The sequence below is a fragment of the Pontibacter indicus genome (genome assembly GCF_900156345.1).
In the GTDB taxonomy this organism is placed as follows: Bacteria; Bacteroidota; Bacteroidia; order Cytophagales; family Hymenobacteraceae; genus Pontibacter; species Pontibacter indicus.
This window is the reverse complement of sequence record NZ_FTPP01000001.1, coordinates 1,013,804-1,027,518: the sequence shown is the minus strand read 5'-3', so window position 1 is coordinate 1,027,518 and position 13,715 is coordinate 1,013,804. Positions and strand designations below refer to the sequence as shown.

The 13,715-nt window shown below is 49.7% G+C and carries 11 protein-coding genes and 2 tRNA genes; 3 read left to right on the top strand and 10 right to left on the bottom strand.

Annotation, left to right across the window (positions count from 1 at the left end):
- The first annotated feature begins 117 nt into the window (after window positions 1-117).
- From msrA to B0B12_RS04380, 3 genes are all read left to right on the top strand, one after another.
- A complete protein-coding gene (gene msrA / locus B0B12_RS04390) occupies window positions 118-762 on the top strand; it encodes a peptide-methionine (S)-S-oxide reductase MsrA (RefSeq protein WP_244554589.1) in 645 nt (214 codons plus the stop codon).
- 94 nt (window positions 763-856) lie between these two features.
- A complete protein-coding gene (locus tag B0B12_RS04385; protein WP_076666248.1) occupies window positions 857-1,291 on the top strand; it encodes a phage holin family protein in 435 nt (144 codons plus the stop codon).
- A 141-nt stretch (window positions 1,292-1,432) separates the two neighbouring features.
- On the top strand, window positions 1,433-2,821 hold the full coding sequence (locus tag B0B12_RS04380) for a thioredoxin domain-containing protein (RefSeq protein ID WP_076666247.1): 1,389 nt from the start codon (window positions 1,433-1,435) through the stop codon (window positions 2,819-2,821).
- Window positions 2,822-3,189: 368 nt separating this feature from the next.
- On the opposite strand, the gene B0B12_RS04375 is transcribed toward B0B12_RS04380, so the two are convergent.
- From B0B12_RS04375 to B0B12_RS04330, 10 genes are all read right to left on the bottom strand, one after another.
- Window positions 3,190-4,323 carry a tetratricopeptide repeat protein gene (locus B0B12_RS04375; RefSeq protein ID WP_076666246.1) on the bottom strand — a complete coding sequence of 378 codons (1,134 nt, stop codon included), beginning with the start codon at window positions 4,321-4,323 and terminating at the stop codon, window positions 3,190-3,192.
- Between the two features lie 68 nt (window positions 4,324-4,391).
- Window positions 4,392-6,944, bottom strand: a complete 2,553-nt coding sequence (gene gyrA / locus B0B12_RS04370; protein WP_076666245.1) for a DNA gyrase subunit A — start codon at window positions 6,942-6,944, stop codon at window positions 4,392-4,394.
- Between the two features lie 67 nt (window positions 6,945-7,011).
- Window positions 7,012-7,254 (bottom strand): hypothetical protein, encoded by a 243-nt coding sequence (locus B0B12_RS04365; RefSeq protein ID WP_076666244.1) that lies wholly within the window; start codon window positions 7,252-7,254, stop codon window positions 7,012-7,014.
- Window positions 7,255-7,400: 146 nt separating this feature from the next.
- Window positions 7,401-8,177: an SDR family oxidoreductase gene (locus B0B12_RS04360; protein WP_076666243.1), complete on the bottom strand. Its 777-nt coding sequence runs from the start codon at window positions 8,175-8,177 to the stop codon at window positions 7,401-7,403.
- A 4-nt stretch (window positions 8,178-8,181) separates the two neighbouring features.
- Window positions 8,182-9,201, bottom strand: coding sequence for a metal-dependent hydrolase (locus tag B0B12_RS04355; protein WP_076666242.1), 1,020 nt, complete (start codon window positions 9,199-9,201; stop codon window positions 8,182-8,184).
- Window positions 9,202-9,203: 2 nt separating this feature from the next.
- A complete protein-coding gene (locus B0B12_RS04350) occupies window positions 9,204-10,370 on the bottom strand; it encodes a hypothetical protein (RefSeq protein ID WP_076666241.1) in 1,167 nt (388 codons plus the stop codon).
- Window positions 10,371-10,538: 168 nt separating this feature from the next.
- Window positions 10,539-10,611 (bottom strand) — tRNA-Thr (locus tag B0B12_RS04345).
- Between the two features lie 22 nt (window positions 10,612-10,633).
- Window positions 10,634-10,706, bottom strand: a tRNA-Thr gene (locus B0B12_RS04340).
- A gap of 131 nt (window positions 10,707-10,837) precedes the next feature.
- Window positions 10,838-12,991, bottom strand: coding sequence for a DUF349 domain-containing protein (locus tag B0B12_RS04335; RefSeq protein WP_076666240.1), 2,154 nt, complete (start codon window positions 12,989-12,991; stop codon window positions 10,838-10,840).
- Between the two features lie 26 nt (window positions 12,992-13,017).
- The gene (locus B0B12_RS04330) at window positions 13,018-13,587 is read right to left on the bottom strand and encodes a YqgE/AlgH family protein (RefSeq protein WP_076666239.1); all 570 of its coding nucleotides are present in this window, start codon (window positions 13,585-13,587) and stop codon (window positions 13,018-13,020) included.
- Window positions 13,588-13,715: the final 128 nt, after the last annotated feature.

The window sequence follows — 13,715 nt, the reverse complement described above, 5'->3', positions numbered from 1 at the left end:
TTTCAAGAAGTGTGGATTCTTTTAACAAAAAGCCATCCCCAAGGGTTAAATTAGCGTAGCCAATATTAAGGCTTGTGGCGTATGGTTCGGAAATATACCTATCTTTTGTTCCCCCTTTTGTTACTGCTCTGGAGTTGCACAGAATCCGGAGGTGAGCAGCGCATGCTGTTGCAGCAGAGCGCCTACAGTTATGGCGACAGTCCGGATACCCTCGGGCTTAGCAAAGCTACCTTTGCCGGCGGCTGTTTCTGGTGCACGGAAGCTTATTTTGAAAGGCTCAAAGGAGTTGAGCGGGTCGAATCAGGCTATACGGGTGGGAGAGAGGAGCGCCCCACCTATGAACAGGTTAGCAGCGGTGAGACGAGCCATGCGGAGGCTGTGCGCATCTGGTACAGGCCAAACGTGATCTCTTACCGGGAATTGCTGGAAGTGTTTTTTGCCACGCATGACCCGACTACCCTAAACCGGCAGGGCCCAGATGTTGGTAAGCAGTATCGTTCCGCCATTTACTATCACGACGAACAGCAACGGAAACAGGCTAGTAATTACATGCGTTCGCTCGAGGACGCCGGCACGTTCCGCAACAAAATTGTAACCGAGCTCAAACCAGCTGGCAAGTTTTGGATTGCGGAAGACTACCATCAGGATTATTACCGTAATAATCCCGACGATCCTTATGTCATTTCCATTGCCAAACCCAAGGTTTTAAAGTTTGAAGACTCTTTCCGTAGCAAACTGAAAGACAATTATTTGAATCAGTAACCTTTGGCATGATCTTACAGAAAATCAGCTTAACGATCATCCATAAAAGTTTGTATGCGTATTAGGACAAAAATGTTACTAAACCAAACAAACTATGGACTTTATACTCAACTTATTAGTAAGCGCTGGCGTCATCGTGCTGCTGGCCTACGCATTGCCGCAAGTGCATGTCAAGAGCTTTTTAACAGCCCTTTGGGTGGCTTTTCTGGTCGGTCTGCTCAATGCAACAATTGGCTGGCTGCTACGAGGTGTGCTCAATCTCGTGTCGTTCTTTCTACTCGAAGCAATTGTCGGTCTGATCGTGACAGCTCTGATGATCAAGCTGGTTGACAAGCTGGTAGGCAATTTTAAGGTAGACGGTTGGTGGCCAGCCTTTGTGATTGCCATTGCAACTGCCATTGCGCTGGTGCTGGTTGGTTGGGCGAGAGGTGGCGACGATGACATGGCCAGATTAGAAAATGAACCAAAGATTGAGCAGTATTTCGCAAAGATTGAGATAAACGAGGCAAATGCAGTTCAACTAATCTAATTGCTAAAACCAGGTATAGTTAAGGCAGCTGGAATCCGATTCTGGCTGCCTTTTTATGTTAAGAGATAAATAATCTATTTGAATCTCTAATTTATATTGTTTTATCTATATTTAAGGGAGTAACACCCTCTTCCGTATAGCATGAAAAAAAACATCATTGCCTTCATTTTCACTATCCTGATCTGTCATAGCGCTTTTAGCCAGCAGATCAATTTTGAGCAGGATTCTCTGGAAGCGGTTTTAGTTAAGGCGAAGCAGTTAGGCAAACCAGTCTTTATACTCGTTTCCGGACCTGCGATCTCTAAAGATGTACCCAAGCAAATGCGCGAGCAGATGACGGGGTCGGGGATGGACCACCCGGACGTAACAGCGGCTTATAACAGTCAGTTTATCAACTTCAAAGCACCTTACCGGTCTACTGCGGGGCTTCGACTGAGTACGAGGTATAATATTCGCGCTTTTCCTACTTTCCTATACCTGAGTCCGGAAGGTATACTGATCCACCGCAATCACGGAAATTATTCAACCCCAAAGCGTTACATTGACGATGTTAAAGCCTTTCAGGATAAGTTGAACAGCACACATAACCTGGCTTATTTCAGTAAGGAGTTTGAAAAGGGCAGGAGAGATGCTGATTTTTTAAGGCAATACCTGCAGCTGCACAAAGAAATGGGAGTGGAGCCTGCGCCAGAATTGCTGGACGCCTATACTGGCAGTTTGTCTGAGGCAGGTATAGCTTCTTTTTCGGAAGTGATCTTTATCCATGAGTTTGGCCCTCTGGTAGGTAGCCAGGCTTTTCAGTACGCACGACAGGACCAGCGCCTGGTGGATAGTTTATACAGAACCTTGCCGTATGCCAAGCGCGTGGAGATCAATAACAAGATCATTGTCAATACAATGCGGACGGCCATTGAAACGAAAGATAAAGGTATGGCCGAGCGCGGCGCCGGATTTGCCCGCAGCACCTGGAACAATGATCGGCCACGCGGACAACGGGTATACCTCAGTAATATGTTAAGTTTCTTCAGAGGTACCAAAGACACTGCCAATTACATACCGAGCGCCCTGGGTTACTATAACCGCTACTTCATGGCTATACCGCAGGATTCGGCTGCGAAAATTGTCGCGAATGAAAAGCGAATGCAACAAGCCCAGACAGCTGCCGGACCAGCGATGACTGAGAATATGAAGCAAGCTGGTCAGCAGACAGAGACTATAGTGATGACACGCTTTGAACCAGCGCCAAGTTCCTATACCATGGAGCTGAACAACGCTGCATACCACATATACCAGACCGGTACAACGAGTAAACTAACTCTAAGGACGGCGGCAGATTGGAGTAAACGTACGGTAGAGCTGGATCCGACAGTGGCTTATTTCCATACCTATGCGGTGCTGCTCTACAAACTCGAAAACTTCAAAGGGGCTGAGGAAAACATAAAGTCTGCCATCAAACTCGCTAAACAGCACAACGCATCGACAGACTGGCTGCAGGAAACGCTGCGCAAAATCAAGTCTAGAGATTTATAAGAGATAGAAGCATAGAAATGAAGATGCACTTACTTAACATAAAGTATATTATCAGTGACACTTATTATAGAGTATATTTACTCGTATATAATCAGTCTTATAATTTATATTATGTTAAGTAATGTTTATAATGTCCCGTGTTTTATTCCGTTTCTACTCCTTCACTTTTCATCAGGTATAGAATTAATGTAGAATTGTCATGCTATACCTTTATTGCTTCTCACCTGCTTTGGTATTCTTTAATTCACTACATTACTGTGCTCGGTAGATGTAGATCTTAAGTTTAAGCCTACTCGAGCAAAAGCCATAAATTAAAAAAGGGAGACTATACTAGGCTCCCTTTTCATAATATCTGATCTACTCAGAAATTAGTTTTTCAGTTTCTTACCGATTCTCTCAGCATCAGCAGTACGCTTCAGGCGGGTGTAAACACGCTGCAGGTTGGCAAGCGTTGCCTGGTCATCTGGCTGAATTTCAAGAGCTTTCTCGAAGTATGGCAGTGAAGCCTCATAGTGCTTGATAGCTTGCTTCTCCAGCCCTGCACCTTGCTTTTTATAAGTTGCGTAGTCCATCTTAGCGGCTTTGTTGTTAAACTCGCTGCCTTTGTTGTACTCCAACACACCCAGGTTAAAGAAACCGTCGAAGTTGTTCGGGTCTACCTCTACTGCTTTCTTGTAGTTCTTGTAAGCAGCATCAATGTTGCCTTTGCGCTCCTCCAGGTTACCACGAACGGCATACAAACTGGCGTTTTTCGGGTCAGCTTCAATCGCTTTGTCCAGTTTCGCCATAGCCTCGTCGGCACGGTCGTTCTTCAGGTAGTAACGCAGCTCTTCCTGCATCAGGTATACGCTGTTCGGGTGCTTCTCCAGACCAGCAGCAATCGAAGCCATTACCACGTCATCGCTTGCTTCAATAGCCTGCTGCAGCTGAATTTTGTTTTTGTAAACATCTTCGGTTGTGTGACCGATGCTGATCAACTTATCATAATATTTAACCGCTGAGGCATAGTCCTGCTTGGCAGTGGATGCATAGGCAGCATAAAGCACAGCAGTAGTGTCAGTTGGGTTGATCTGAGAAGCCATGTCATACTTGGCGATGGCGTTGTCCCAGTCCTGGTTGTTGTGGAACTCAACGGCTTGGTTCAAAACCTGGCCATAAAGCATCTCCATACGCTCAGGCACCATTTTGCCGAACTGACCATCTTTACCGTCAATTTCAAGCGTTTTGTTGAATGACGAAAGCACCACTTCTGGTGTTTGCTCAGTAGCCAGTTTACCATAAATCGGGTTGCCGATCAGGTCCTGGTTGATCACACCATGGTAGAACCATGTCTTCGCTTTATCCTGCGTTTTTTTGTGCTGAGTTGCTTTATTGATGTCTTCTAGCGCCTTATCCAGCGTGCCGTTCTTGTGGTTCAGCACGGCGCTGTTCACGGCCGAGTTCTGAGCGACAGCAACCTGAACGCTTACGGCTGCCATAGCTGTCATCAGTATTTTTTTCATACTATTCAGAGATTGGTTTTTGTTTGTATGTTAGACGATTAATAAAAAAATATAATTCCATTTACAGATTAAACTTCATCCTCTGCTACTTCAGGATCTATTTGAGTATCAGGTTGTAAAGAATCCTCTGGCTTCAGTTCGGACTGTTCCATCAGCGCCTCTGCTACCTCTTCCTCGTTCTCCATTTCCACCTTCGCTACCGACGAAATCTGGTCACCTTCTGTTAGCTTGATCAGGCGCACACCCTGTGTGGCACGGCCAATCACACGGATGTCGGCTACACGAAGACGGATCGTAATACCCGAACGGTTAATAATCATCAAATCGTCGGTATCCACCACGCCTTTAATTGCCACGAGTTTACCGGTTTTTTCCGTTACGTTCAGGGTCTTCACTCCTTTTCCGCCACGGTTCGTTATACGGTACTCTTCCAGCAATGAGCGTTTTCCGAAGCCGTTTTCAGAGACTACCAGCAGTTCTGTATCTGCGTTTTCTACACAAACCATACCAACTACCTTGTCTTCCGGTCCGGCTAGTGTTACGGCACGCACACCTGTTGCGTTGCGACCCATCGGGCGAACCTGGCTTTCGTTAAAGCGGATGGCACGGCCAGAGCTCAGCGCGATGATGATCTCGCTGTTACCTGTCGTCAGCTGTACATCCAGCAGACGGTCGCCTTCGTTGATCGTGATGGCATTAATGCCGTTGGTGCGCGGTCTTGAGTAAGCCTCCAGTACGGTCTTCTTGATCGTGCCTTGTTCTGTACAGAATACCAGGTTGTGGTTGAGTACAAAATCCTGGTTCTTCAGGTCGCGCACATTAATCACTGCCCGTATCTTATCGTCTTTCTCGATGTTGATCAAATTCTGAATGGCGCGTCCTTTGGTGGTCTTCCCTCCTTCCGGAATCTCGTATACCTTCATCCAGAACACGCGACCAAACTCGGTGAAGAACAGCATGTGGTGGTGCGTGCTGGCAATGAACAAGTGCTCTGTAAAGTCGCTCTCCTTAGAAGCAGCAACGCCACGTGAACCAACACCACCGCGGCTCTGGCTGCGATATTCGCTCAGCGAAGTACGTTTGATATAGCCTTCATGCGAAATGGTGATCACCATGTTCTCTTCCGGAATCATGTCCTCATAGGAGATGTCGCCAGTAGAGGCCTCGATGCTGGTGCGGCGCCCGTCGCCGTAGCGCTCTTTTATTTCGGTTAACTCGTCTTTGATGATCTGCATGCGCAGGCCTTCATCGTTCAGCACAGAAGTCAGGTAATCGATCAGTTTCATGATCTCGGCGTACTCTGCCTGAATCTTGTCGCGCTCCAGACCTGTCAAACGCTGCAGACGCATGTCCAGTATAGCACGTGCCTGGATCTCGGTCAGGGCGAAGCGCTCCATCAAGCCGTTTCGGGCAATCTCCGGGTCACGCGACGAACGGATCAGGTTGATCACTTCGTCCAGGTTGTCCAGGGCGATGAGCAAGCCTTCGAGTATGTGGGCACGCTTCTTCGCTTCGTCCAGTTCGAACTGCGTTCTGCGGATCACCACCTCGTGTCTGTGCTCTACGAAGTAATGGATAAGCTCTTTCAGGTTCAGCGTCATCGGGCGCCCTTTTACCAGGGCCACGTTGTTCACGCCGAACGAAGATTGCAGTGCTGTGTACTTGTATAAGTTGTTGAGTACTACATTAGGTATAGCATCGCGCTTCAAGTCGTAGACGATGCGCATGCCGTCGCGGTCTGACTCGTCGCGCAGGTCCGATATACCTTCTATTTTCTTGTCGTTAATCAGGGCAGCGGTCTTCTCGATCAGGGAAGCCTTGTTGACCATGTAAGGAATTTCCGTTACAATGATCTGCTCTTTGCCTGTTGACGTGGTTTCGAAGTTAGCACGCCCGCGCATCAGCACGCGGCCACGGCCTGTCTCGAAAGCAGCCTTCACACCATCGTAACCGTGGATGATGCCACCGGTCGGGAAGTCGGGAGCTGTGATGTAATGCATCAACTCTGCTACCGTAATATCTCTGTTGTCGATATAAGCGATCGTGCCGTTGATGACCTCTGTCAGGTTATGCGGCGCCATGTTAGTGGCCATACCTACCGCGATACCGGATGTGCCGTTCACGAGCAGGTTCGGGAACTTAGCCGGCATCACCGACGGCTCCTTGAGGGAATCGTCAAAGTTGGGCACAAAGTCCACCGTGTTTTTATCCAGATCGGCCAGTATTTCGTCGGCGATGCGCTTGAGGCGGGCCTCCGTGTAACGCATCGCAGCCGGCGAGTCACCGTCAATCGAGCCGTAGTTACCCTGACCGTCTACCAGTGGGTAACGCAATGACCATTCCTGGGCCATACGCACCATGGTTTCGTATACCGAGGAGTCGCCGTGCGGGTGGTACTTACCCAGCACCTCTCCTACGATACGGGCTGACTTCTTATAGGCTTTGTTATAAGATACCCCCAGTTCGGACATACCGTACAGCACACGGCGGTGTACTGGCTTCAGGCCGTCTCTCACGTCAGGTAAGGCTCTGGAAATGATAACAGACATTGAGTAGTCGATGTATGCACCGCGCATCTCGTCTTCAATGTTGATCGGTATTATTCGTTCGCCTTCGTTCATGTTCAAGGTCTAAATAATAGTTTTGTGTTGGATAATATACTCATCGGGCAAAAGCCCGTAACATTCGTTAGTTCTTTCGCTGGCTCTTGTCGTTGTTGCGCTTGCGCACCTCTCCTGTTTGCTTGGGCAGCTTTTCACCAATCTTAGGGTTTTGCTTTTTGTAAATGGGCTGGCCTCGGAACTCCTGCTCACCATGCAGGTGTTCCATGCGCACCTGGCAGGAAGTGATCGGACACATCGGCTTGCAGGATGAAACAGTCAGAAGCAGCAGAGCGGCGCTAAAGAGTAAGAGCAATCGGATTTTTGCCATGCATGTCGGGTTATGAAGAGCGCTAAAACAGGTGTTTTGCTCTTGTATCCTTATCATACAAAAGTAGTGAAATTTGCATTAATAAACCAGCTTTTCGGGGTATACTTTACTGGTCTGAAACTACGGTTTTATAGCTGTTTTGCGGTTCAGGCGGGGTGAAATCCATTGATCGTAAAACCACCGTCAACAGCCAGCGTCTGACCGGTGATATAAGCGGCCGCCGGCATGCACAAAAAGGCAACGGCACCGGCCACATCCTCTGGTTTGCCGATCACGCGCATGGGCGTTCTGACCAGCACCTCATGGAGGTACTGCTCGTTCTGCAGCACGGTCTGGGCAAGGGGTGTGCTGATGTACCAGGGAGCGACAGCGTTTACGCGAATCCCATCTGCGGCCCACTCCCCTGCCAGGTTTTTGGTGAGCTGCACCAGCGCGGCTTTCGTCATGCCATAGATGGCACCTGTTCGTACATGGGTAAGGCCCGCCACAGAAGTCACCTGAATGATGTTACCCTGGCTAGAAGCCTTGAGCAGCGGGTAAAAACTACGGCTCAACTCAAAGGCGGAGCGCAGATTCGTGCTCATCACAAAATCGTATTCCTCCGGCGTATAATCGGTGGTCGGCTTCCGGATGTTGGTGCCTACGTTGTTGACCAGGATGTCGAGCGCGGCCCAACGTGTCTGTACTTGATCCAGCAGCGTTTTTCGTCCTTCAGCCGTACTGACATCAGCTACCAGCACTTGCAATCCTTTCGGAAATCTTGCCTGCAACTGTTGTAGGTCCTCTGCCTTGCGGGCTACCGCCAACACCTCGGCGCCCAGCCCGATAAACTCTTCTACAATGGCGGCTCCTATCCCTTTGGACCCGCCTGTAACAACGGCTTTTTTGCCGTTCAGCTGCCACCTTGCTGCTATCGTGTGCATGTGTCTAGTCTTTATTTCCGAGAATACGGTGTAGGTATGCTTTGAGGTAATCACCGTCTATTTTCGGACGGTTGTTCACTTCCTCAAATTTCAATGAGCCGTCCTGTTCGTACCAGACATGGTATACGAACACATACTGCCCCTTGCCTTCCTGCCAGCCATCGAACTGACCGAAGCGGAGGTCCTTGATGTTGATGCCCTCTGCTGCCTCCTCTACTGCGTGGTAGCCTTTCGTGATCTGGAGCAGCCGCTCTATTTTCGGTTTGCCTCGGTAGCCTTCCAGCAGGTGTTCTTGCCTTGGCTCAAAGTTATACCTGATGTTCTGGTCATCGTCCAGCAAGGAGTAAAAACCGTTGTAAAAGCCATCCTCAGTCGCTGCTGTGACAGACCAAAGCAGGGTATTCATGGGGGTGGCTTTCACGATTTCTGACTCGTACGCTATACCTTGTGCATCCAGACTTTTTTTGAAAACACCTTTCGCATAGGCCTGCGCTACAAGGGAGAAAACAAGGTATAGCGAGCTGATGATCAAGCCGGCGTTGTTCCAGCGCTTTCGTTTCGGGTTGCGTCTGTCGTAGAACAGCACGGCAATCACGCAGATGAGGAAAGGAACAGTGTAGAATGGATCGATGACGAAGATGTTGTAGAAGGCTACCCCATAATTGGTGAAGGGCCAGAAAAGCTGGGTGCCCCAGGTCGTAAAGCTGTCGAGAATGGCGTGCGTTGTGAACCCCAGAAAAAACAGCAGCGTCCAGTCCCGGAACGAGGCGTGCTCATTTTTGTAAAGCCGCCAGAGTGCCCAGCCCAGCAAGGGCGAAGCAATTATCGCAAAGAAAAAAGAATGTGTAACGGAGCGGTGAAAACTCAGCTGTCCCACCATATCCAGCAGCGGATTGGCCAATACATCCAGATCAGGTATAGTGCCGGCAATGGCGCCCCACAGCAGGGCCTTGTTACCCAGCTTGCGTCCGGCTACTGCTTCGCCAACCGCGGCTCCTAATACAATCTGTGTTAACGAGTCCATACCTACTTGATGATCGTGGCGCGCTTAAACTCTTTTTCGCGGTCGAACAGGAAGCGATAAGTCGTATACGTTTTCAGGATACGGCCTCCAATCTGCTCTACCACCTTCATCATTTTCGGGTTAAAGTCACCGATCCAGTTCATTTGCAGGTCGTAGTACGGGATGTTGGGATTCCCCTGTACCACTCTGGCGGCTGCCACCACCATGGCCGCCTCTACGCCTTTGCCCTGGCACTCGGGTATGATGCCGAACACAATGCCGTACATGGTCTTGCAAGAGCCTCTCCAGCGGTGGTAGATAAACTTAATCTTACCCCACAAGTCCAGCTTGCCGTTCACGTGCTTGAAAAGCTGGTTCATTTCAGGTATAGCAATGAAGAATCCGGCGGGCTCTCCTTTGTGGTAGGTGAACCAGATGATCTTCTCGTCCAGCACCGGCTTCAGAGACTTCATAATGCTTTTGGCTTGCGCCTCTCCCATGGCTTTTACTCCTTCGTGTTTCACCCAGCCTTTGTTATAGATGATCCGGAAGTCCTCAGCATACTTGTCCAGATTATTCTTGTCCAGATGACGGAACTCGTAATCCGGGTCTGCCAGCACGCGTTGTGCCTTCTCGTAGTACTCAGGCGGAAAGGGATCATCTACCGTGCGGTAGTACACATACTGGTTAAAGTACAGCTTAAAGCCATAGTTTTCGAACAGTTTCTGATAGTACGCATGGTTGTAGTTCATGCAATAGGTAGGCTCGTAGAAGCCATCTACCAGAAGTCCCCACCACTTATCGCGCTCACCGAAGTTAATAGGCCCATCCATGGCTTCCATGCCCCGCTCCTGCAGCCAATTGCTGCAGGCGTCGAAGAGCATATTAGCCGCTTGCTGATCGTTGATGCAATCAAAGAAGCCCATTCCGCCAGTCGGCTGTTCAAAGGTGTTGGCTGTTCGCTTATTGATGAATGCAGCTACCCGACCGATGGTCTCACCATCTTCGTCCTGCAGAATCCAGCGGATCGCTTCGCCGTCTCGCAGCAGTTTGTTTTTCTTGGGGTCGAACACCTGGTGCACATCTTTGTCGAGCGGGCGGATGTAGTTGGGGTCTCTGCGATAAAGCTTGACCTGCATTTTTATAAACTCTTCAGCCAGTTCCGGGGTGTTTACTTCTATCAGTTGCATACGCTGTATTCTGTGCTTGGGTGAATTCCCAAAATAAGCCATAAAACTTGAAAAAGCCTATATAGCTGCGGTTGCTTTGGTCTAAAAGCCTGACGGGGGGTGCCAACGTCAGAATTGGGGGAGGTGTAAAAACAAAAAAGGCTTCAGATTTCTCTGAAGCCTTTTAAGAGCCCCCAGTCGGAATCGAACCAACGACCTACTGATTACAAGTCAGTTGCTCTACCAGCTGAGCTATGGAGGCGGAAAAAGAACAAATAAAGCTGAGCCCCCAGTCGGAATCGAACCAACGACCTACTGATTACAAGTCAGTTGCTCTACCAGCTGAGCTATGGAGGCGATACTTTATTTGTGTTGCCCTATCGTTCTAAAGCGTTGCAAAGGTATAATAAGGTTTTTTAATATACAAATACCCGCTGCAGGATTTTTTGCCGTTTCAGGATAAGGTTTTGAGTATCAAACAGAAATTTTTAACTTCTGAAAGCGGCCAGCTGCCGCTGCAGGATGTCGATGCGTTTCTCCGTGTCGTCTATACGTCCTTCATACTCCTCGCGCAGCTTGTCGGCGTTTTTGGAACGCGCAAAGAAGTCGAGGTTGGTGCGTAAGGTCTGTATGTCGTTCTGCAGTTGCGCAATCTCACGGCGGATCGTCTGTTCCTTCTGATATAGCTTCTGCGAGGCGTCCGGGCTGTTTTTCAGACGATCAACCTGCAGTTGCGCAAGTATGGTAGTACGGTCGTCGTAGTGTAGGTCCGGTACTCGCTCCAAATACCGCTCCATCAGGGATAGGAAGCGCTCCTCTACCCGGGTGCTCACACGTTTATTGCCGGCATCCATGCTGTCCCACTCTGCCACGATCCGGTTGAAGTCTTCAATGGAAGTGGTGGTGTTGGGCTGCGCCAGTTCCTCTGTCAGACGGTCGCAAAGGGCCAGTTTTTCGGAAGAAAGCTTCTCTATTTCCGCACCTTTCTGTTGCTCCTGCGCCTGCTTGCGGTCGAAGAACTCGTTGCAGGCCGAACGGAAGCGCTGCCAGATCTTGTCCGAATGTTTATCGGGCACACGGCCTATCGTTTTCCACTTCTTCTGAAGCTGAATCATCTTCTCCTTAGTGGCGTTCCAGTCCGTGCTTTCTTTCAGGCTCTCGGCCTGCTCGCACAACTCCGTCTTTAGGCGAAGATTTTGCATCTTCTGCTCATCCAGACCTTTGAAAAACTGATTTTTGTGCTGGAAAAAAGCCTTGTAGTTGCTCCAGAAGCTTTTGTTCACTTCTTCGGCATATTCTTTCGGCACCAGACCGGCGTTGTCCCATTCTTCTTTCAGTTTCTGGATCTCGTCCGTCTTGTCACGCCACTCGTTGATGCGATCTGTGTTGAAGCTTTGGAACTCCTGTAAACGGGCCAGCAGTCCGCGTTTCTTTTCCAGGTTGGCCATTTCAACGGTTTTGCGCTCTTCCATGTAGGAACGGCGTTGTTCGTGCACCTTTTCAGAAGCCTGTATAAAGCGCTCCCAGATGGAGTCACGTTGTTCGTTTGGCACCGGTCCAATGTTCTTCCATTCTTCGTGCAGGTGGCGCAGCTCTTGCAAGGCTTTGTTGATGGAGGTTTCGTTCTGCAGTGCCTCGGCACGTTCTATCAACTGCATTTTGGCATCCAGGTTACGGCGCCTGTCCAGCTCCTTCATTTCGAAGAACATGCTGCGGTTGTTGTAGAAGATGTCGAGCAGGGCATGATAGGAATCCCATAGCTCCTGGGCCTCACCCGGTGGCACCGGACCGATACTCTTCCACTCCGCTTGCAGCTTCTTCAGCTCATCGCTGCTGTTTTTGGTTTCAGCGGACTCTACCAAGGTGCGCAGTTGCTGCAACAGCTCGCGCTTACGCTCCAGGTTGCGGCCGCGCTGCTCTTCGCTGAGCTGACGGTCCTGGTGACGGGCCTCACGGTAGGCGGCATAAAGCTGCTCAAGTTCGGTGTGGGCGACGGGGGCATGGTAATCAAAATCTTCTTCGGTGCCTCCCTCCTGCCGGAAACGGTCCAGTGCCTGGCCCTTTTCTACCTGGAACTTCTCCTCATACTGGCGATGAATTTCCTGAATCTTTTTGTACTTGCGCTTGGCGTCCGGCACCTTCAGGAGCTGCGTCAGATGCTGACGGAGTTCTTCCAAAGGCATCTGGCTGTAATCTGCGTGGTCGTCCTCATCGAACTCCTCCTCGTCGTGATGCTCTTCAGCTGAAGCCATAGGCGCTTGGGCGGCGGTGTCAGACTGTACTTCAGCAGTTGCAGTTGCTTCAACTGTTTCAGCTACAGGAGCAGCTTCAGCAGGTGTTGTTTCAGCTTCGGACTCCGGTAGGTTTGCTTCTGCAAAGGCCTCTGTTATTTTTTCTGTTTCTGACGTCTCTGCCTCTGAAGCCAGTTCTGGTTTTATCTCAGGCTGGTCTTCTTTGGGCACACCGGCATCGGATGGCTTGTCCTGTGCGCTTTCTTTCTGTGCGTTGATCTCGGCGAGGCGCTGTTCTACAATGTCCATCGGCGACGAGGCCTGCTGCCCGTTGGCTTGTGCTTCGTCTTGTGGCCGGGGCTTGTTGGCCTCAGCTCCGGTTGCGTCGGTGTGCTGTTTATCAGTTGTCATGACTTGAGGTTTTAGTCCACGTTTTGTCAATTCAGGCGGGGGTCTACCGGGTAGTTTGAAAGTACCTTGTATTTTCCGCCCATTTGGCGCAGTATGTTTCGCCAAAGCGTATCTGCCTCCAAATTAAATAATTTATTTGCAGCATTGTTGTTCACGATCCAAACATTTTTGTCGATCTCCTCCTGCAACTGGCCGGGTGTCCATCCGGAGTAGCCAAGAAAAAACCGGATGTCTGCCGGTGTCACTTCGCCGGTTCCGATCAGGGTGCGGAGCGACTCAAAATCACCGCCCCAGTACAGGTTATCGTTTAGCTGCACAGCCTGAGGCAAGCTGGCTATTTGGTGTACGTAGTGCAGGGTGTTGTACTGCACAGGTCCTCCTATACCGAGCTCGGCCTCAAAGCTATCATTATATATATCAACCACATCAGACAGCTTTAGGTTTGACAGGCGGTTCAGTACCAGCCCGAACGTTCCCTCGTCCTCCACGTGGCTGCAAATCAAAACCACCGTGCGTTCAAAATTAGGGTCGCCCAGGTATGGCTCCGATATCAGAATGCTGCCGTTCTGTGGTTTATTTTCGCTTTCTTCCTCCATTATAATCCAGGGTTTAATTGCTTTACCTTACGTAAACTTCTGACCTCGCAGGCCCGGTAATCGCTGTTTATACCTTCTTACGAAAACAACACATTAGGGTACAATCCTGTTATGCGCCGAAGCCTTGC

Bases quoted from the DNA above. Each gene is read 5' to 3' on its own strand.
- B0B12_RS04385 (WP_076666248.1), top strand. From the start codon at position 857: ATGGACTTTATACTCAACTTATTAGTAAGCGCTGGCGTCATCGTGCTG.
- B0B12_RS04380 (WP_076666247.1), top strand. From the start codon at position 1,433: ATGAAAAAAAACATCATTGCCTTCATTTTCACTATCCTGATCTGTCAT.
- B0B12_RS04375 (WP_076666246.1), bottom strand. From the start codon at position 4,323: ATGAAAAAAATACTGATGACAGCTATGGCAGCCGTAAGCGTTCAGGTT.
- gyrA (WP_076666245.1), bottom strand. From the start codon at position 6,944: ATGAACGAAGGCGAACGAATAATACCGATCAACATTGAAGACGAGATG.
- B0B12_RS04365 (WP_076666244.1), bottom strand. From the start codon at position 7,254: ATGGCAAAAATCCGATTGCTCTTACTCTTTAGCGCCGCTCTGCTGCTT.
- B0B12_RS04360 (WP_076666243.1), bottom strand. From the start codon at position 8,177: ATGCACACGATAGCAGCAAGGTGGCAGCTGAACGGCAAAAAAGCCGTT.
- B0B12_RS04355 (WP_076666242.1), bottom strand. From the start codon at position 9,201: ATGGACTCGTTAACACAGATTGTATTAGGAGCCGCGGTTGGCGAAGCA.
- B0B12_RS04350 (WP_076666241.1), bottom strand. From the start codon at position 10,370: ATGCAACTGATAGAAGTAAACACCCCGGAACTGGCTGAAGAGTTTATA.
- B0B12_RS04335 (WP_076666240.1), bottom strand. From the start codon at position 12,991: ATGACAACTGATAAACAGCACACCGACGCAACCGGAGCTGAGGCCAAC.
- B0B12_RS04330 (WP_076666239.1), bottom strand. From the start codon at position 13,587: ATGGAGGAAGAAAGCGAAAATAAACCACAGAACGGCAGCATTCTGATA.